We start from the raw sequence: 17,761 nt of genomic DNA on the forward strand, positions 1-17,761 counted from the left end.
TGAGGTCCGGATTGACCGAGCGATTAGAACTCACTTGACATCAAACTCAAACGTCCGGGCCAGGCGATTCCCAATGAAAACCCGAATGACGTAGCGTCCCTGGGGATCCCCCGGAGCCACCGTCCAGGTATTGGCAATTACGCCGCGATCCGGAACCACTTTCCCCTCTTTTACCGAGGTCTTCCGGTCCGATGAAATGGTTTGCGATGCATTGGGATCCGGCCCGCCCCATGTAACCGGTTTCCCCGGAAGCGTAAATTCCTCCCGCCAGCTCACCTCCTCCTGGGTCGGATTCACCGTCACAACCCAGCCATAGATTTGGCCAGGAACAAGCGGAACTTTCCGGGTCGCAACGAAAGCAGGTTTACCGGAGCCAGGCAAATTGAAGAGACCAAACTCCGCGCGTACAACCGCCATGTTTGCCGCAGCGGCCTTCGGTACTTGGCCGGATGTGGCGAACACATAGGGCGAAGCAAGCGCCAAGATCGCAGCAGCGATGAAATGGATGGCGATTCGCATAAGTTCATGCTTTCATCAGGTGATGGATAAATGCGGCTGGCCTGAAAGCCAATAAGAGCGAGTGTAAGCAGCGACTGATTTGATGGCAAAAGAAAAAGGCGCCCAAAGCGCCTTTTTTTAATCGACCGAGCCGTAACTCAATGCGCCCCAGCCGCCGCGTCCGCACTCCCCGCCCCGGCCTTGGTATGCCGCGTCAAAAACACCAGTGGAATCAACAGCAGGAAGATCAGCGCCGACACATAAAACACGTCGTTGGCCGCGAGCATATAAGCCTGCTGGTCGGCCAGGCGGTTGAGGGTGCCCAGGGCCTGCTCGGGCGTGAGGCCGGCGCCGGCCAAACCATTGAGGGCGCTGTTGGTGGCGCTGCTGCCCTGGTTCACGTATTCGCTGATCTGCGCATGGTGCATGGCGGCGCGGTCCTGCCAGATGGTGGTGGCAATCGAGGTACCGAAGGAACCTGCCGTGATGCGCACGAAGTTGGACAGGCCCGACGCCGCAGGGATCTTCTCGGGCGCGATGCCCGACAGCGTGATGGTGACCAGCGGAATAAAGAAGAAGGCCATGGCCACGCCCTGGATGATGGTCGGGATCATGATGGTCTGGAAGTCGGCTTGGGTGTTGAAGTGCGAACGCATCCACAGCACCAGCGCGAACACCATGAAGGCAAAGGCGGCGAAGCGGCGCGGGTCGACCTTGGCGATGTTCTTGCCGACCACGGGCGACAGCAGCAAGGCAAAAGCCCCCACGGGCGCCAGCACCATGCCGGCCTGGGTCGCGGTGTAGCCCATGTACTGCTGCAGCCACAGCGGCAGCAGCACCACGTTACCGAAGAACAGGCCGTAACCCACCGACAGCGCAAGCGCGCCGGCCCAGAAGTTGCGCTTCTTGAACAGCGTGAGGTCCACCACCGGGTGCTCTTCGGTGAGCTCCCAGATCACAAAGGCCGCCAGGCCGACGAGCGCGATGATGCCCAGCGCGATGACCTCGCCGGAGTGGAACCAGTCGAGTTCCTGGCCCTTGTCGAGCATGATCTGCAGCGAGCCGACCCAGACTACCAGCAGCGCCAGCCCCACGGAATCGATGGGCAGCTTTTTGGTGGGGCTTTCGCGTTTGCGGAAGATGCTCCAGGTGATGAAGGCCGCGCCGAAGCCGACGGGAATGTTGATGTAAAAAATCCAGGGCCAGGAAATGTTGTCGGTGATCCAGCCGCCCAGCAGCGGCCCCATCACCGGCGCGATCAGCGTGGTCATGGACCATAGCGCCATGGCCAGCCCGGCCAGCGCTTTAGGGTAGCTCGACAACAGCAGCGCCTGCGACAGCGGAATCATGGGCCCGGCCACCAGGCCCTGCAGCACGCGCAAAAAGATCAGCGTGGTCATGTTGGGCGCCAGGCCGCACAGCCAGGAGGTCAGCACAAACAGCATGACGCTGGCCGTGAACAGGCGCACCTGGCCGAAGCGCTGCGACAGCCAGCCGGTGAGCGGCACGGCAATCGCGTTGGCCACGCCGAAGCTGGTGATGACCCAGGTGCCCTGGTTGGGGCTCACGCCCAGGTCACCGGCGATGGCGGGCAGCGACACGTTGGCGATGGAGGTGTCCAGCACGTTCATGAAGGTCGCGGCCGACAGGGCCAGCGTGCCCCAGAGGCGCGCCGACCCCGTCAGCGGCGGGGGTGGGATATAGGCGGAAGCAGGTGCGGAAGCCATGAATGCCTTGCGAAGAAAGAGCGGGTGGAAACCGCGATGGGGGTTGACCGCGGTTGCGCGTGCTTGGGCTGAGCGGCTTAAGGCGCCGTGCGGTTGCCGGCCAGCGACAGCGTGTGGCTGAATGCGAGGGTCTGGGCATCGCCGACGGCTTGGGCCGGCAAAGCTGCACCGCCCGGCTGCGGCGCCGGCTTGGCCGCGTTGGCGGCCTTGGCCGACTTCACGGCAGCCTTGCCGGTGTTGGCGGCAATCACGCGCTGCACATCCTTGTCGGCCGCGTCGTCCTGCGCGCCATAGGTCTGGCTGTGCGCCAGGGCGGCGTCGCGCGGCGCGTCGGCCAGGGTCTTGCCGTCCTTGTTGCTCACATCGACCTCGGCTTCCATGGAGAGACCCACACGCAGCGGGTTCTCGGCCAGCTGTTTGGCGTCCAGCGCGATGCGCACGGGCACGCGCTGCACCACCTTGATCCAGTTGCCGGTGGCGTTCTGCGCAGGCAGCAACGCGAAAGCCGCGCCGGTACCGACGCCCAGGCCCGCGACGGAGCCCTTGTATTCGACCTTCTTGCCGTACAGGTCGGCGACCAGCGTGACCGGCTGGCCTATGCGGATATTGCGCAGCTGCACTTCCTTGAAGTTGGCGTCAACCCACACTTGCTTGAGCGGGATGATGGACATCATGGGCGTGCCGGCGGCCACACGCTGGCCGAGCTGCACGGTGCGCTTGGCGACGTAACCGTCGACGGGCGCGAGCAGGCCGGCGCGCTGCGTGGCCAGGTAGGCTTCGCGCACCTTGGCGGCGGCCACCTGCACGCTGGGGTGCTGCTCGATGCTGGTGCCTTCGGTCAAGGCCTGGTTGCTGGCGAGCTGCTCGCGCGCGGCGGTCACACCGGCCTGCGCGGCGGCCAGCGCGCTTTTGGCGGTGGCCAGCTGCGTCTGGGCGTGGTTGAGTTCTTCCTTGGAGACGGCGCCGTTGCCGGTCAGCGACTGGCGGCGATTGAGGTCGTCATTGGCGCGCGCGATGTCGCTTTGCGCCTTGACCACATCGGCGTCACGCAAGGCAATCTGCGCGGCCAGCGTGCCGTTGTTGGCATAAAGCGTGCGCACCTGGCGCACGGCCTGGGCCAGCGCGGCCTCGGCCTGCTCCAGCGCGACCTTGGCGTCGGCCGGGTCCAGCTGCACCAGGGCCTGGCCGGCTTTCACGAAGTCGGTGTCGTCGGCCATGATGGCCATGACGGTGCCGCCGATCTGCGGCGTGATCTGGATCACATTGCCCTGCACATAGGCGTTGTCGGTGGACTCGTAATGGCTGGCCACCAGGTATTCATAGGCGGCCCAGCCCAGGCCGGCGACCACCACGACGGCGGCCAATGCGGTCAGCGCCTTTTTGCGCTTGGGGTTGCCGGCGGGTGCGGGCGTTGGGGAAGATGTGGAAGCCGAAGGATTGGAGGATTCAGTAGCGCTCATGTTTGTGACCTGCTGTTATGTATTGAGGTATTGCTATTGGTTGATCGTCTGAAGCGGTTCAGTGAGTGGCGAGGGCTGCCTGGCGTTCAGCGGGCACCGACTGACCGGGGGTGTAGCCACCGCCCAGTGCGCGTATCAGCGCGACCTGCGTGTCCAGCGCACGGGCCGAGAGGTCTACCGCGAGCCGGCGCTGGGCCAGCACGCTGGTTTCCGCCGTGAGCACATTGAGGTAGTTGCCCAGGCCGGCCTTGTAGCGCTGCACGGCGATGTCGTAAGCGCTTTCGGCGGCGTCCTGGGCGGCGCGCTGCTCGGTTTGCTGGCGAACAATGGCCTGCGAGGAAGCCACCTGGTCGGCGACGTCGCGCACCGCGTCGATCACGGCGGCGTTGTAGCTCTCGACCGCGGCATCAAGGTCGGCGGTCTTGCCGCGCAGGTTGGCGCGCAGCCGGCCCGCGTCAAAAATCGGCAGGCGCAGCGCCGGGCCCACGCCCCACTGCCGGCTACCCGAGTCGAGCAGGTTGCCCAGGCCTATGCTCGAAAAACCGGCGAAGGCGACGAGGTTGATGTTGGGATAAAACTGGGTCTTGGCGTTGGCCACATCTTTGGACGAAGCCTCGACGCGCCAGCGCGCGGCGGCGATGTCGGCGCGGCGGCCCAGCAGGTCGGCGGGGATGGTGGCGGACACCGCGACATTTTTGATCGCGGCTTGCGCGGACGGTGCCAGCGCCGCGGCGCCGTCGGGCTGGCCGACCAGCGCGCCCAGCGCATTGCGCGTGAGCGCCATCTGCTCGAGCAGGGTTTCGAGCTGCAGGCGGGCCTCGGGCAGGCCGCCCTCGCTCTGGCGCAGTTCGAGGCGGGTGTCCAGGCCGGCGTCGACGCGGTCGCGCACCAGCTTCAGGGTTTCCTCGCGCTGCGCCAGGGTGCGGCGCGCCACGTTGGCCTGTTCATTGAGGCGCATCAGCTGGAAGTAGCTGCGCGCGACATTGCTGGCCAGCAGCAGGCGCGCGGCCTGGGCGTCGGCCTCGGCGGCATTGGCGCTGCCCAGCGCGGCGTCGAGTGCCGCGCGGTTTTTGCCGAAGAAATCCAGCTCCCAGCTGGCATTGAGCTGGGCCGTGCCGCTTTCGCGGATGGAGCCGGCCAGCGGCGGCGGCACCGCGCCGTTGGCGGTATAACGCTGGCGGGTCAGGTCCAGCTGGCCGGTGAGCTGCGGCAAGGTGGCGGCGTCGGCCACCTCGATCACGGCCTGCGCGCGCGCCAGACGGGCCTGCGCGAGCTTGAGGCTGGGGCTGGTTTGCAGGGCTTGCGCGACCAGGGTGTTGAGCTGCTCGTCGCCGAAGTCGCGCCACCACTCGGCGACCAGCGGCGCCTGCGCCGTGGCCTGCGCGCCGGAGTCTGGGTTGGCCTTCAGGCCCAGCGAAGGCGCGTCGCGCAGGCTCGCTTGTGGCGTGATGCCGGACATGTCGGCGCAGCCGGTCAGGCCGGTCGCCATCAGGCCCACGGCCACCACGCTGGCGGCGGCCACCAGGGCCATGCGAAAGGATGCCCGCCAGACCGGCAGGTTTTGGCCGGCATTGCCCGGCGTCACGCCGGGGGCCGAGGCCCGGGGAAAGTCACAGGTGTTATTTGTCATGTTGTTCATTCGCTGCTTGGAGGGTGTGCGCGGTTTCAAGGATGCGGCGCAGATAGCCTTTGAGGTTTTGCCATTCTTCGACCGAGAAGCCGGCCAGGTGGGCGTTCTGCACGCGGCTGAGCACGGCGGGGATTTCCTTGGCGGCTTCGCGGCCTTCGGGCGTGAGCTCGATGTTCACCACGCGCCTGTCGTCGCTGGAGCGGATGCGGCGGCAAAAGCCCTTGGCTTCGAGCCGGTCGAGCAGGCGGGTCATGGAGCCGGCATCGAGCTGGCATTGGCGCGCCAGTTCGGCCACGGTGGAGGCCTTGCCCAGGTAGAGCTTGAGCATGGGCACCCATTGGGCGTTGGTCAGGCCCTGGGGCTCGAGCTCGCGCGCGACCTGCTGGGAGACGCTGTTGATGATCTGGCGCATCAAATAGCCGGTGCTTTGGCCTGCGTCGTAGTCGTTCGCACAGTAAAACTCGGCCGGTACGCCGCAAAGTGCGGGGCCGGGAGCTTCCGGGCGGGGGGATTTGGCATTCATGGGTTCGAATAATACATGCCTAGACAAATAATGTCAAGGCTGTGTTTGTGCAGGCTTCTTTTGCCTGGGATGCCTTTGTTAAGGCAATCTGTTAAGCGCTTTATGACTAAACTCGCGGCATGGCCACCCGCTCTGTTTCCCCTTCCTCCCCTTCTTTATCCCTCTCCCCCAGTGCCAGCGGCACCAAAGGCTCACCCCGTTCACTCTCCGGCCTGCTGCCTTTCCTCGCCCCCTATCGCGGCCGCATCCTGCTGGCCGCGGTCTTCCTGGTACTGGCCGCGGTAGCGACGCTGGTGTTCCCGCTGGCCTTGCGCGGCCTGATCGACGGCGGCTTCAGCCCGGCCGGCAAAGGTGAGCAGCTGATGGCCTTGCGCACGCATTTCTTCGAGCTGTTTGCCGTGGCCGCCGCGCTGGGGCTTTTTTCAGCGGGCCGTTTCTATATGGTGAGCTGGCTGGGCGAGCGCGTGACGGCCGACCTGCGCAACGCGGTCTATGCCCATGTATTGCGGCAAAGCCCGGAGTTTTTCGAGACCACGCAGACCGGCGAGGTGCTGTCGCGCCTGACCGGCGACACCACGCTGGTGCAGACCGTCGTGGGGTCGTCGCTGAGCATGGGCCTGCGCAATGCCGTGATGGGCGTGGGCGCGCTGGGCATGCTGGTCTATACCAACCCCTATCTGATGGTGCAGGTGCTGGGCGTGCTGGTGCTGATCGTCGCGCCCTCGGTGTGGTTCGGCCGGCGCGTGCGCAAGCTCTCGCGCGCCAGCCAGGACCGCGTGGCCGACTCCAGCGCCATCGCCGCCGAGGTGCTCAATGCGATTCCCGTGGTGCAAAGCTACACGGCCGAGGCGCGCGAAGCCGGGCGTTTCGACCAGTCGACCACCCGGGCCTTCAACACCGCCGTGCGCCGCGCCGGGGCGCGTTCGGTGCTGGTGGCCTTCATCATCATCGCGACCTCGGCGGCCCTGCTGTGGGGCTTGTACCAAGGCACGCAGGCTGTGATGCGCGGCGACATCACGGCGGGCCACCTGGGCCAGACCGTGGTCTACGTGATCATCCTGGCCAGCGCTTCGGCGGTGCTGGGCGAAGTCTATGGCGACCTGCTGCGCGCGGCGGGCGCGACGGAGCGGCTGATGGAGCTACTGGCCTCGCGCTCGCCCGTCAGCTCGCCGGCCCAGCCTGTGCCGGCCCGGCTGACGCAAGCGGGCAGCGCCATCCGGTTTGAGGCGGTGAACTTTCACTACCCTTCGCGCCCTGCGCAGGCCGCGCTCAGCGACTTCAGCCTCAGCGTGGCACCCGGTGAAACCGTGGCCATCGTCGGGCCCAGCGGCGCGGGCAAGAGCACGGTGTTCCAGCTGCTGCTGCGTTTTTACGACCCGGCTTCGGGCCGCATAGAACTTGACGGCGTGCGCACGGACGCCATGGCGCTGGAGGACCTGCGCCAGCGCATAGGCATCGTGCCGCAGGACGCGGTGATCTTCTCGACCAGCGCGCTCGAAAACATCCGCTACGGCAAGCCCGGGGCCAGCGACGAGGAGACCCGCGCCGCCGCAAAAGCCGCCTTCGCGCACGAGTTCATCACGGCCCTGCCCGAGGGCTACGACACCTTTCTGGGCGAGCGCGGCGTGCGGCTGTCGGGCGGGCAGCGCCAGCGCATCGCGATCGCGCGCGCCATGCTGAAAAACTCGCCCTTGCTGCTGCTCGACGAAGCCACCAGCGCGCTGGACGCCGAAAGCGAACGCATGGTGCAGGCGGCGCTGGAGTCGGCCATGAAGGGCCGCACCACGCTGGTGATCGCCCACCGCCTGGCCACCGTGCAGCAGGCCGACCGCATCCTGGTGCTGGACCACGGCCGGCTGGTGGAACAGGGAACCCACACCGAACTGGTGACCCGTGGCGGCGTCTACGCGCGGCTGGCCGCCCTGCAATTCACGGTATGAAGCCGGCCGCGCCGCCCGCCCGGGCCCGGCGGCTGAATTCAAGCCCGGCGATATGCATTATTTGCATAGATCGTGGTGCACAATGCCTTGGACTATTCGGGAGCGGGCTTTTAAGCTCCGTGCACTGAGTTTCACCAAGAAATCCCACAAGGAGTTTTTTCATGTCGCACGCCTCATCCGGCCCCGTCCCCGCGGGCTCCCACCCCCTGCCCTCCTACCTCCAGGCCGACAACCTCGGCCCCTGGGGCAATTACCTGCAGCAGGTCGACCGCGTCATCCCCCACCTGGGCAGCCTGGCCCGCTGGGCCGAGACCCTCAAGCGCCCCAAGCGCGTGCTGATCGTGGACGTGCCCATCCACATGGACGACGGCACCGTCGCCCACTTCGAGGGCTACCGCGTGCAGCACAACGTCTCGCGCGGCCCCGGCAAGGGCGGCGTGCGTTTCCACCAGGACGTCACGCTGTCGGAAGTGATGGCCCTGTCGGCCTGGATGTCCGTCAAGAACGCGGCGGTCAACGTGCCTTACGGCGGCGCCAAGGGCGGCATACGCGTGGATCCCAAGAAGCTCTCGCGTGGCGAGCTCGAGCGCATGACGCGCCGCTACACCAGCGAGATCGGCATCATCATCGGCCCCAACAAGGACATCCCGGCGCCCGACGTCAACACCAACGACCAGATCATGGCTTGGATGATGGACACCTACTCAATGAACACCGGCTCCACCTCGACCGGCGTGGTCACCGGCAAGCCGGTGGACCTGGGCGGTTCGCTGGGCCGGCGTGAAGCCACGGGCCGCGGCGTCTACACCGTGGGCGTGGAAGCGGCCAAGCACATAGGCCTGGACATCGCGACCTCGCGCATCGCGGTGCAGGGCTTCGGCAACGTGGGCGGCGTGGCGGGCAAGCTGTTTGCCGAAACCGGCGCACGCGTGGTGGCGGTGCAGGACCACGGCGGCACGATTTACCGCGAAGCCGGCCTGGACGTGCCGGCCCTGCTCCGGCATGTGGAAGCCAACGGCAGCGTCGCCGGTTTCCAAGAGGCCGAAGTCATCGCCAACGACAAGTTCTGGGACGTTGAGTGCGACATCTTGATCCCCGCCGCGCTCGAGCAGCAGATCACCGAAGCCAACGCCGGCCGCATCAGGGCGCGCATGATCATCGAAGGCGCGAACGGCCCGACCACGCCGGCCGCCGACGACATCCTGCACGACCGCAACATCCTGGTGCTGCCGGACGTGATCGCCAACGCCGGCGGCGTGACGGTCAGCTACTTTGAATGGGTGCAGGATTTCTCCAGCTTCTTCTGGGACGAGGAAGAAATCAACAAGCGCCTGGTCAAGATCATGAAGGACGCTTTCGCCGGCGTCTGGCATGTGGCGCAAGACCAGAAGGTCAGCCTGCGCACCGCGACCTTTATCGTGGCCTGCAAACGCATACTGCACACGCGCGAGCTGCGCGGCCTCTACCCCTGATGGACAACGGCGCGCCCGACGGCCCCGGCGACGGACGGCCCGCGATGGCCGCTTTTCGCCGGCCCGCGGCCGCGCTGTTTCTGGGGGCCCTGGTGGCGGTCCTCGCGGCGCTGCTGGGGCCTTTGCTTGACGGCCCGGCCATCGCGCGGTGGAGCGTGCAAAGTTATGAAGACGAAAACCTGCGCGCCGCCTTCGCGCTGATCGCCATACGCCACCTGCCGATGTTCCTGCTCGCGGTGGCGGCCGGCAATATGGTCTACAGGCTGCTCAAAAACACCTCGCTCGCCCTGGTGACGATCAGCAGCCTGCCATGGCTGCTCTATGTTGTCGTGACAGGCACCCTGGACTCCATGGCCGTCGGCGAAAGCCCGTTCAGCTGGGTCAGTTATGAGCCGGCCTATTTCATCTGGCCGCATTTTGTCGCCATCCCCCTGGGGCTTTATGCGGCGAGCCGTATGGTGCGGCGGCGCCGGATGGCAGTGCCCGGCTGAGCTGCTACTGCAGCGTTTCCTTGACCGCCGCCGGCAGCGGCAAGGGCATGACCTCAATGCCTTCTTCGAGCAACTCGACGGCTTCGCGCACGCTGGTCTGGCCGCGTATGCTGCGCGCTTCCTGCTCGCCGTAGTGCATGCGCCGTGCCTCGTCGGCAAAACGCGTTCCCACATCCTCGGTATTGGCCAGTACATGGCGCAGGGCCTGCAGGAATGCAGCCTGCTGCGCCTGGCTGGCGCCGGCCGGTGCGCCCGCGACGGCGGCCACGTTGCGCCCCGCAGCGTCTTCCTGCGCATTCACGGTGGTGGAAGGCGATGGGGACTGTTTTGCGGACGCATCCGGGTCCTGGCGGCCGCCCAGGTTCAGGCGCGGTGCACTTGGGAGTTTTTGCACGCTTTTGTCGGCGCACAGCGGGCACTCGACCAGGCCGCGCGACAGCTGGCTCTGGAAATCGTCTTCGGACGCAAACCAGCCTTCAAATACATGCTGGTGCGAACACTGGAGATTCAGGACCTTCATGGGCGGATTATCGCCGGGGCGTCAGGCAATGGCGGGCTGCCAGTCCAAAGCCCATGCGCCCGACAGCACGTTTTGCAGCCACAGCGCGCCCGTCAGTGTTTTGGCATCGGTCACCTGCCCGTTCGCGCACCAGGCCAGCAATTCGGCGGGCGTGGCGGTAAAGACATCGAGGAATTCGCCGGCGTCGAGCTTGCGCGGGCCCTGTGCCAGCCCGCGCGCGAACCAGATGTCGATGAACTCGGTTGAATAGGAGATCACCGGGTGCAACACACCGGCGCGCGCCCACTCGCGCGCGGTGTAGCCGGTTTCCTCGAGCAGTTCGCGCTGCGCGCAGGCCAGCGAGGCTTCACCCGGGTCCAGCTTGCCCGCGGGGAACTCGACCATGACGGCCTGCACCGGGTAGCGGTATTGGCGCTCCAGCACCAGGCGACCGTCGTCGCATTGGGCCACGATCATCACGGCGCCGGGGTGGATGATGTATTCGCGCGTCGCCTGCGTGCCGTCGGGCAGGCTGACCGTGTCGCGCATGGCGTGGAGGAAATTACCCTTGAGGATTTCCGTGGAAGCCAGCCGGGTCTCCACAAGATGCGCATCGGCCGGCTTGCCGGCTTCAGGGTCGCCCGGTACCGCGGCTTTTTTCATGACCGGTGCTTGAACAGGTAGCGCCAAGTGAAACCCGGAAAGGCGAAGGTGATGAAGAGCGCGCCGGTGATGGCGTAAAACTCCCAGCCCTGCGGTGCGATCTGGCCACCGCGCTGCTCGAGGTAAAGGCCCAGGCCGCCTATGAGGAAATACCAGACGACCATCTCCCCCAGCCGGATGGCGAGGTTCTTGGGCTGCTTGAGGGCGTAGACCGCGAACAGGCGGTTGCTGACGAAAGGCAGGTTGGCCGCCAGCAGGGCCAGCAACACCACCAGCCAGACCGAAGCCGTTTGTGTCATGAACCCAGGGACTTGACGATGCTGCTGATCGACTGGGAGCACAGCGTCATCAGGCCGCCGGGCAACATGCCCAGGATCAGGATCATCGCGCCGTTGATCGCCAGCACCACCTTGGCGTCCGTCGGTCCGGAAACCGGCTGGGCGTTGTGGGCCAGCGGCGCGTCAAAGTACATGACCTTGACCACGCGCAGGTAGTAGAAGGAGCCGACCAGAGACATAACCACGGCAAACACGGCCAATGCGATGTAGCTGGCTTGTTGCGACGAAACCAGCGCCTGCAGGACAGACAGCTTGGCATAAAAGCCCACCAGCGGCGGCAGGCCGGCCAGCGAGAACATGCAGATGGCCATCACACCCGCGTAGAGGGGGCTGCGCTGGTTCAGGCCGGCCAGGTCGACGATGTCCTCGGACTCATGGCCGGCGCGCGCCAGCAGCATGATGATGCCGAAGGCGCCCAGGGTGGTGAGCACATAGGTCAGGGCGTAGAACATCGCCGCGCTGTAGGCGGACTCGGTGTTGAGCTGGTTGCCGTTGACCACGCCGGCCAGCAGGCCGAGCAGCAGGAAACCCATCTGGGAAATGGTCGAGAAGGCCAACATGCGCTTGAGGTTGGACTGGGCGATGGCGGCCAGATTGCCGACCAGCAGCGAGCCTATCGCCATCAGGGCCAGCATCTGCTGCCAGTCGATCGCCAGCGGCAGCAGGCCCTCGACCAGCAGGCGTATGCAAATCGCGAAGGCCGCGAGTTGGGGCGCACCGCCTATCAGCAGCGTCACCGCCGTGGGCGCGCCCTGGTAAACGTCGGGCAGCCACATGTGGAAAGGCACGGCACCGAGCTTGAAGGCCAGGCCGGCCACGATGAAGACCAGGCCGAAAATCAGCACCTGGTGGCGGACCTGGCGGCTGGCGATGGCGTTGAACACGTCGTTGAGGTCCAGGGAGCCGGTCGCGCCGTAGAGCATGGACAGGCCGTACAGCAGGAAACCCGAGGCCAGCGCGCCCAGCACAAAATACTTCATGGCCGCTTCGGTGGCGATGGCGTTGTCGCGGCGCAGGGCCACCAGCGCGTAGCTGGACAGCGTCAGCAACTCCAGGCCCATGTAGATCACCAGGAAGTTGTGGCCCGAGATCATGACGAACATGCCCACCAACGCAAACAGGCTCAGCGTGAAGAATTCGCCGCCGCGCAGCATCTCGCGGTCCGCGGCGTAAGGCCGGCCGTACACCAGCGTGATCATCAGCGTGATGCAGGCAAAGCACTTGAGCCAGCCACCCATGGGATCAACGACCACCATGTTGCCGAAACCGTAGAAAGTCTGCCCGCCCACCGCGTAGGCGGCTTCCATGGCGGCCACCACGGCCAGCGTCAGCAGGGTGAGCACATAGGTGAGCGTGCGCTGCGGCGTCTTGACGCCCAGGTCCACCAGCGCGATCACGCAGGCCATGGTCAGGAGTATGAGTTCGGGATAAACCGCGATCCAGGAGAGTTTGTCTATCATCTGAATTCTTTGTAGTTGGGGCCGGCTTCAGTTCAGCTTGGAGACTGCGACATGCTTGAGCAGGTCGGCGACCGACGTGTTCATCACGTCCGTGAAGGGCTTGGGATAGATGCCCATGTACAGCACGGCAATGGCCAGCAGGGCCAGCATCAGGAACTCGCGGCTGTTGATGTCGGTGAGCGCCTTGACGTCCTCATTGGCCACGGGGCCCAGGTAAACGCGCTTGTACATCCACAGGGTGTAGGCCGCGCCGAAAATGAGCGCGGTCGCCGCGGCACCGCCTATCCAGAAGTTGGTCTTCACGGCGCCCAGGATCACCATCCACTCGCCGACAAAACCGGCCGTGGCCGGCAGGCCGCAGTTGGCCATGGCGAACAGCAAAGCAAAAGCCGCGAACTTGGGCATGGTGTTCACCACGCCGCCGTAGCTGGCGATCTCACGCGAATGGACGCGGTCGTAGAGCACGCCTATGCACAGGAACATCGCGCCCGAGACAAAGCCGTGGGCAATCATCTGCACCAGGCCGCCGGAAACACCGAGGTCGTTGAAGATGAAAAAGCCCAGCGTGACAAAACCCATGTGGGCCACCGACGAGTAGGCCACCAGTTTTTTCATGTCCTGTTGCACCAGGGCCACCAGCCCCACGTAGACGACGGCAATCAAGGACAGCGCGATCATCAGCCAGGCCCATTCATGCGAAGCGTCCGGGGCGATAGGCATGGAAAAACGCAGGAAACCGTAAGCGCCCAGCTTCAGCATGATGGCCGCCAGCACGGCGGAGCCGCCCGTGGGAGCCTCGACGTGCACGTCGGGCAGCCAGGTGTGGACCGGCCACATAGGCACCTTGACGGCAAAGGCCGCGAAGAAGGCGAAGAACAGCAGCGTCTGTATAGTCCCGCCCAGCGGCAGCTTGTGCCAGGTCAGGATGTCGAAGCTGCCGCCCGACTTGTTGTACAGGTAGATCAGCGCCACCAGCATCAGCAGCGAGCCGAGCAAGGTGTAGAGGAAGAACTTGAAAGCCGCGTAAATCTTGTTGGGGCCGCCCCAGATGCCGATGATCAGGTACATCGGGATCAGCGTGGCCTCGAAGAACACGTAAAACAGGATGCCGTCCAGCGCCGAGAACACGCCGATCATGAGCCCGCTCAGGATCAGGAAGGAGGCCATGTACTGGTTCACGCGCGTGGTGATGGCTTCCCAGCTGGCGATGACGACCACCACGTTGATGAAGGCCGTCAGCAGCACGAACCACAGCGAGATGCCGTCGACACCCAGGTGGTAGTTGACGTTGAAGCGCTGGATCCAGCTGCCCTTCTCCACGAATTGCATGGCCGAGGTACCCAGTTCGAAGCCGCCGTACAAAGGCAGCGTGACCAGGAAACTGACGACCGCGCCTATCAGCGCGACCCAGCGAACGCTGCGCGCCTGCTCGTCACGGCCCAGCGCCAGCAGAACTACACCAAAAACAATCGGTGTCCAGATCGCAAGACTCAACAAACCCATTCTTGTTCTTCCTTGATTTTGTTGAACTGATCAGCGATTGAGCCAGACGAAATACGTCATCAACACAAACACGCCAACAATCATGCCGAAGGCATAGTGGTAGATGTAGCCGGACTGCAGCCGGCGCACCACGCCGGAAACCCAGCCGACCAGCTTCCACGAACCGTTGACCAGCGCGCCGTCGATCAGCTTCTGGTCGCCGCCCTTCCAGAGGGCGGTGCCGAGCAGGCGGGTGCCGCGGGCCAGCACGTTTTCATTGAACCAGTCGAAGTAGTACTTGTTGTCGAGCAACGTGAACACAGGCATGAACATGCGCTTGATCGCGGCCGGCAGGGCCGGGTTGACCATGTACATATACCAGGCCAGCACCGAGCCCGACAGGGCCAGCCAGAACGGCGGCGCCATCAGCCCATGCAAGGCCATCTGCGCCGGTCCGTGGAACAGCTGCTTGAGCTCTTCCATGGCGGGGTGTTTTTCGAGGTTCACGAAGATGGCGTCCTTGAAGAATCCGCCGTACAGCATGGGCTCAATCGTCATGAAACCGATGACCACCGACGGAATCGCCAGCAGGATCAGCGGCACCGTCACCACCCAGGGGGACTCGTGCGGCGCATGGTGCTCGCCATGGTGGCCGTGGTCGTCGTGGCCATGGTGGTGCGCGTCGGGATTCTGGTCGAAGCGCTCCTTGCCGTGGAACACCAGGAAATACAGGCGGAAGGAGTAGAAGGCCGTCACGAAGACGCCCGCCAGCACCGCGAAGTAGGCGAAGCCGGCACCCGCCAGGTGGCTCTCATGCACGGCTTCAATGATGCTGTCCTTGGAATAGAAACCCGCGAACAAGGGCGTGCCTATCAGGGCCAGCGTGCCCAGCAGCGAAGTGATCCAGGTGACGGGCATGTACTTGCGCACGCCGCCCATCCAGCGGATGTCCTGGTTGTGGTGCATGCCGATAATGACCGAGCCAGCCGCCAGGAACAGCAGCGCCTTGAAGAAGGCATGCGTCATCAGGTGGAACACCGCGACGGAATAAGCGGAAGCGCCCAGCGCCACCGTCATGTAACCCAGCTGCGACAGCGTGGAATACGCGACCACGCGTTTGATGTCGTTCTGGATGATGCCGAGAAAGCCCATGAACAGGGCCGTGATGGCGCCTATCACCATGACGAAGCTCAGCGCGGTGTCGCTGAGTTCGAACAGCGGCGACATGCGCGCCACCATGAAGATGCCGGCCGTCACCATGGTGGCAGCATGGATCAGCGCGGAGATCGGGGTCGGGCCTTCCATGGAGTCGGGTAGCCAGACATGCAGCGGAAACTGCGCCGACTTGCCCATGGCACCAATGAAGAGGCAGATGCAGACCACGGTGACCAGCATCCAGCCGGTGCCCGGGAACGTCAGCTTGGAGAGTTCATCGGCCTTGGCAAACGCTTCGGCGTAATTCAGCGTGCCGGCATAGGCGGCGATCAGGCCAATGCCGAGGATGAAGCCGAAGTCACCCACGCGGTTGACCAGGAAGGCCTTCATGTTCGCGAAGATGGCGGTCGGCTTGTTGAACCAGAAACCGATCAGCAGGTAGGACACCAGGCCCACGGCCTCCCAGCCGAAGAACAGCTGCAGCATGTTGTTGCTCATGACGAGCATCAGCATGGAGAAGGTGAACAGCGAGATGTAGGCGAAGAAGCGGTTGTAGCCCTCGTCTTCCTCCATATAGCCTATGGTGTAGATGTGCACCATCAGGGACACAAAAGTCACCACGCACATCATCATGGCCGTGAGGCCGTCAACCAGGAAGCCGATTTCCATTTTCAGGCCGCCGACGTTCATCCAGGTGTAGAGCGTTTCGTTGAAGCGCGCACCGTCGATGGCCACGCTCTTGAGCGTCATGGCCGAAATAATGAAGGCCACCAGCACGCCGAGAATCGTCAGGCTGTGCGACAGGCGCCGGCCTATCCAGTTGCCGCCGAAGGAGGTACCGAGGATACCGGCCGCCAGGGCGCCGGCCAGCGGCGCCAGCGGGACGGCCAGCAGGGCCGATGCGGAAAGGGTTTGGCTCATCTTGTTTTTAGCCTTGGAGCGTGTTGAGTTCGTCGACGTTGATGCTGGACTTGTTGCGGAACAGCAGCACCAGGATGGCCAGGCCTATGGCCGATTCGGCCGCGGCGACGGTCAGGATGAAGAACACAAAAACCTGGCCGGCCATGTCGTTCAGGTAATACGAGAAGGCCACAAAATTCATGTTGACCGCCAGCAGCATGAGCTCGATGGCCATGAGCAGCACGATGAGGTTCTTGCGGTTCAGGAAGATGCCGATGACCGACAGCGCGAACAGCATCGCACCCAGTGAAAGAAAATGTCCCAGGGTGAGCGTCATGCCTTCTTCTCCTCGGCGGGTACAGCTGCGACGACCGGCGGTGCGGCCACGACGGATTTCATCTTGACCAGGCTGACGCGGTCCGAACGCTTGACCCGGATCTGCTCCGACGGGTTCTGGTATTTGGAGTCCTTGCGCGCGCGCAGGGTCAGCGCGATGGCGGCAATGATGGCCACCAGCAGGATCACCGCGGCGACTTCCAGCGGGTAGAGGTATTCGGAGTACAGCAGCTTGCCGAGCTCCTTGGTATTGGAAAGCTGAGCGCCTATCTGGCCCGCGCCGGACGCGACCTTGGGCGGCTCACGAAAGCCGCCCATCAGCACGTAAGACATTTCCAGCGCGATGATGGCGCCGACGGAGCCGGCCAGCGGGAAATGCTTCCAGAAGCCCTTGCGCACACTGTCGATGTTGATGTCCAGCATCATCACGACGAACAGGAAGAGCACCATCACGGCGCCCACGTAGACCAGCACCAGCGTGATGGCCAGGAACTCGGCCTTGAGCAGAATCCAGACGGCGGACGCCTGGAAGAAGGCCAGCACGAGGTACAGCGCCGCATGCACCGGGTTGCGCGCGGTAATCACCTTGAATGCCGCAAACAGCAGCACCGCGGCGAAAACATAAAAAAGACCTGTTTTAGCGTCCATGTTGTTGTGGATTCTTTCTTGAGCCAGCGGCCTGGGGTTCAGCGGTACTTGGCATCCGCCGCGCGGTTGGCGGCAATTTCGGACTCATAACGGTCGCCCACGGCCAGCAGCATCTCTTTGGTGAAATACAGGTCGCCGCGTTTTTCGCCGTGGTATTCAAAGATGTGGGTCTCGACGATGGAGTCGACCGGGCAGCTTTCTTCGCAGAAACCGCAGAAGATGCATTTGGTCAGGTCGATGTCGTAACGCGAGGTGCGGCGACTGCCGTCTTCACGCACGTCGGATTCAATGGTGATGGCCATGGCCGGGCACACCGCTTCGCAGAGCTTGCAGGCGATGCAGCGCTCCTCGCCGTTGTCATAGCGGCGCAGGGCGTGCAGGCCGCGAAAACGCGGGCTGAGCGGGGTTTTTTCCTCGGGGAACTGGACCGTGATCTTGCGGCTGAACATGTACTTGCCGGTCAGGGCCATGCCCTTGAACAGCTCGGTGAGCATGAAGCTCGAAACAAAATCCTTGACGGAAGCTACTGCGGAAGACAT

Annotated in this window: 17 protein-coding genes; 3 read left to right on the forward strand and 14 right to left on the reverse strand. The window is 64.3% G+C overall.

Annotated elements, in window-relative coordinates; genetic code table 11:
* Positions 1-30: 30 nt before the first annotated feature.
* The 5 genes from BLQ85_RS11380 to BLQ85_RS11400 form a co-directional block, all read right to left on the reverse strand.
* Positions 31-519, reverse strand: coding sequence for a hypothetical protein (locus BLQ85_RS11380; protein WP_074577041.1), 489 nt, complete (start codon positions 517-519; stop codon positions 31-33).
* 137 nt (positions 520-656) lie between these two features.
* Positions 657-2,225, reverse strand: a complete 1,569-nt coding sequence (locus tag BLQ85_RS11385) for a DHA2 family efflux MFS transporter permease subunit (protein ID WP_074577044.1) — start codon at positions 2,223-2,225, stop codon at positions 657-659.
* Between the two features lie 77 nt (positions 2,226-2,302).
* Complete coding sequence (locus BLQ85_RS11390) at positions 2,303-3,685, reverse strand: HlyD/EmrA/EmrK family protein (protein ID WP_074577046.1); 1,383 nt, start codon at positions 3,683-3,685, stop codon at positions 2,303-2,305.
* 58 nt (positions 3,686-3,743) lie between these two features.
* Positions 3,744-5,216: an efflux transporter outer membrane subunit gene (locus tag BLQ85_RS11395; protein WP_074577741.1), complete on the reverse strand. Its 1,473-nt coding sequence runs from the start codon at positions 5,214-5,216 to the stop codon at positions 3,744-3,746.
* 88 nt (positions 5,217-5,304) lie between these two features.
* On the reverse strand, positions 5,305-5,838 hold the full coding sequence (locus BLQ85_RS11400) for a MarR family winged helix-turn-helix transcriptional regulator (protein ID WP_074577048.1): 534 nt from the start codon (positions 5,836-5,838) through the stop codon (positions 5,305-5,307).
* Between the two features lie 119 nt (positions 5,839-5,957).
* On the opposite strand from BLQ85_RS11400, the gene BLQ85_RS11405 reads away from it, so the two are divergent.
* The 3 genes from BLQ85_RS11405 to BLQ85_RS11415 all read left to right on the forward strand — a co-directional run bounded on the left by BLQ85_RS11405 (position 5,958) and on the right by BLQ85_RS11415 (position 9,741).
* Complete coding sequence (locus BLQ85_RS11405; RefSeq protein WP_074577051.1) at positions 5,958-7,778, forward strand: ABC transporter transmembrane domain-containing protein; 1,821 nt, start codon at positions 5,958-5,960, stop codon at positions 7,776-7,778.
* A gap of 161 nt (positions 7,779-7,939) precedes the next feature.
* Positions 7,940-9,250, forward strand: a complete 1,311-nt coding sequence (locus tag BLQ85_RS11410; protein WP_074577053.1) for a Glu/Leu/Phe/Val family dehydrogenase — start codon at positions 7,940-7,942, stop codon at positions 9,248-9,250.
* Positions 9,250-9,741, forward strand: a complete 492-nt coding sequence (locus BLQ85_RS11415) for a hypothetical protein (RefSeq protein ID WP_074577055.1) — start codon at positions 9,250-9,252, stop codon at positions 9,739-9,741. Before BLQ85_RS11410 ends, BLQ85_RS11415 begins: the two co-directional genes overlap by 1 nt.
* A gap of 4 nt (positions 9,742-9,745) precedes the next feature.
* Here BLQ85_RS11415 and BLQ85_RS11420 read toward each other — a convergent pair whose 3' ends face one another.
* From BLQ85_RS11420 to nuoI, 9 genes are read right to left on the reverse strand one after another with little or no spacing between them, the layout of a single operon-like run.
* Positions 9,746-10,261: a DUF1178 family protein gene (locus BLQ85_RS11420; RefSeq protein WP_074577057.1), complete on the reverse strand. Its 516-nt coding sequence runs from the start codon at positions 10,259-10,261 to the stop codon at positions 9,746-9,748.
* A 21-nt stretch (positions 10,262-10,282) separates the two neighbouring features.
* On the reverse strand, positions 10,283-10,903 hold the full coding sequence (locus BLQ85_RS11425) for an NUDIX domain-containing protein (RefSeq protein ID WP_074577060.1): 621 nt from the start codon (positions 10,901-10,903) through the stop codon (positions 10,283-10,285).
* Positions 10,900-11,202: a DUF2818 family protein gene (locus tag BLQ85_RS11430; RefSeq protein WP_074577062.1), complete on the reverse strand. Its 303-nt coding sequence runs from the start codon at positions 11,200-11,202 to the stop codon at positions 10,900-10,902. The genes BLQ85_RS11425 and BLQ85_RS11430 overlap by 4 nt, the downstream gene beginning before the upstream one ends.
* A complete protein-coding gene (gene nuoN / locus BLQ85_RS11435) occupies positions 11,199-12,701 on the reverse strand; it encodes an NADH-quinone oxidoreductase subunit NuoN (protein WP_074577064.1) in 1,503 nt (500 codons plus the stop codon). Before nuoN ends, BLQ85_RS11430 begins: the two co-directional genes overlap by 4 nt.
* 27 nt (positions 12,702-12,728) lie before the next feature.
* Entirely contained in the window at positions 12,729-14,204 is a 1,476-nt protein-coding gene (locus BLQ85_RS11440; RefSeq protein ID WP_074577066.1) for an NADH-quinone oxidoreductase subunit M, read from the reverse strand.
* Between the two features lie 30 nt (positions 14,205-14,234).
* A complete protein-coding gene (gene nuoL, locus BLQ85_RS11445) occupies positions 14,235-16,259 on the reverse strand; it encodes an NADH-quinone oxidoreductase subunit L (RefSeq protein WP_074577069.1) in 2,025 nt (674 codons plus the stop codon).
* A gap of 7 nt (positions 16,260-16,266) precedes the next feature.
* Positions 16,267-16,575 carry an NADH-quinone oxidoreductase subunit NuoK gene (gene nuoK, locus BLQ85_RS11450; protein ID WP_007864437.1) on the reverse strand — a complete coding sequence of 103 codons (309 nt, stop codon included), beginning with the start codon at positions 16,573-16,575 and terminating at the stop codon, positions 16,267-16,269.
* Positions 16,572-17,222, reverse strand: a complete 651-nt coding sequence (locus BLQ85_RS11455; RefSeq protein ID WP_074577072.1) for an NADH-quinone oxidoreductase subunit J — start codon at positions 17,220-17,222, stop codon at positions 16,572-16,574. The genes nuoK and BLQ85_RS11455 overlap by 4 nt, the downstream gene beginning before the upstream one ends.
* Positions 17,223-17,260: 38 nt before the next feature.
* Positions 17,261-17,761 carry an NADH-quinone oxidoreductase subunit NuoI gene (nuoI, locus tag BLQ85_RS11460; RefSeq protein WP_007864440.1) on the reverse strand — a complete coding sequence of 167 codons (501 nt, stop codon included), beginning with the start codon at positions 17,759-17,761 and terminating at the stop codon, positions 17,261-17,263.

Source organism: Polaromonas sp. JS666 (assembly GCF_900103405.1).
In the GTDB taxonomy this organism is placed as follows: domain Bacteria; phylum Pseudomonadota; class Gammaproteobacteria; order Burkholderiales; family Burkholderiaceae_C; genus Polaromonas.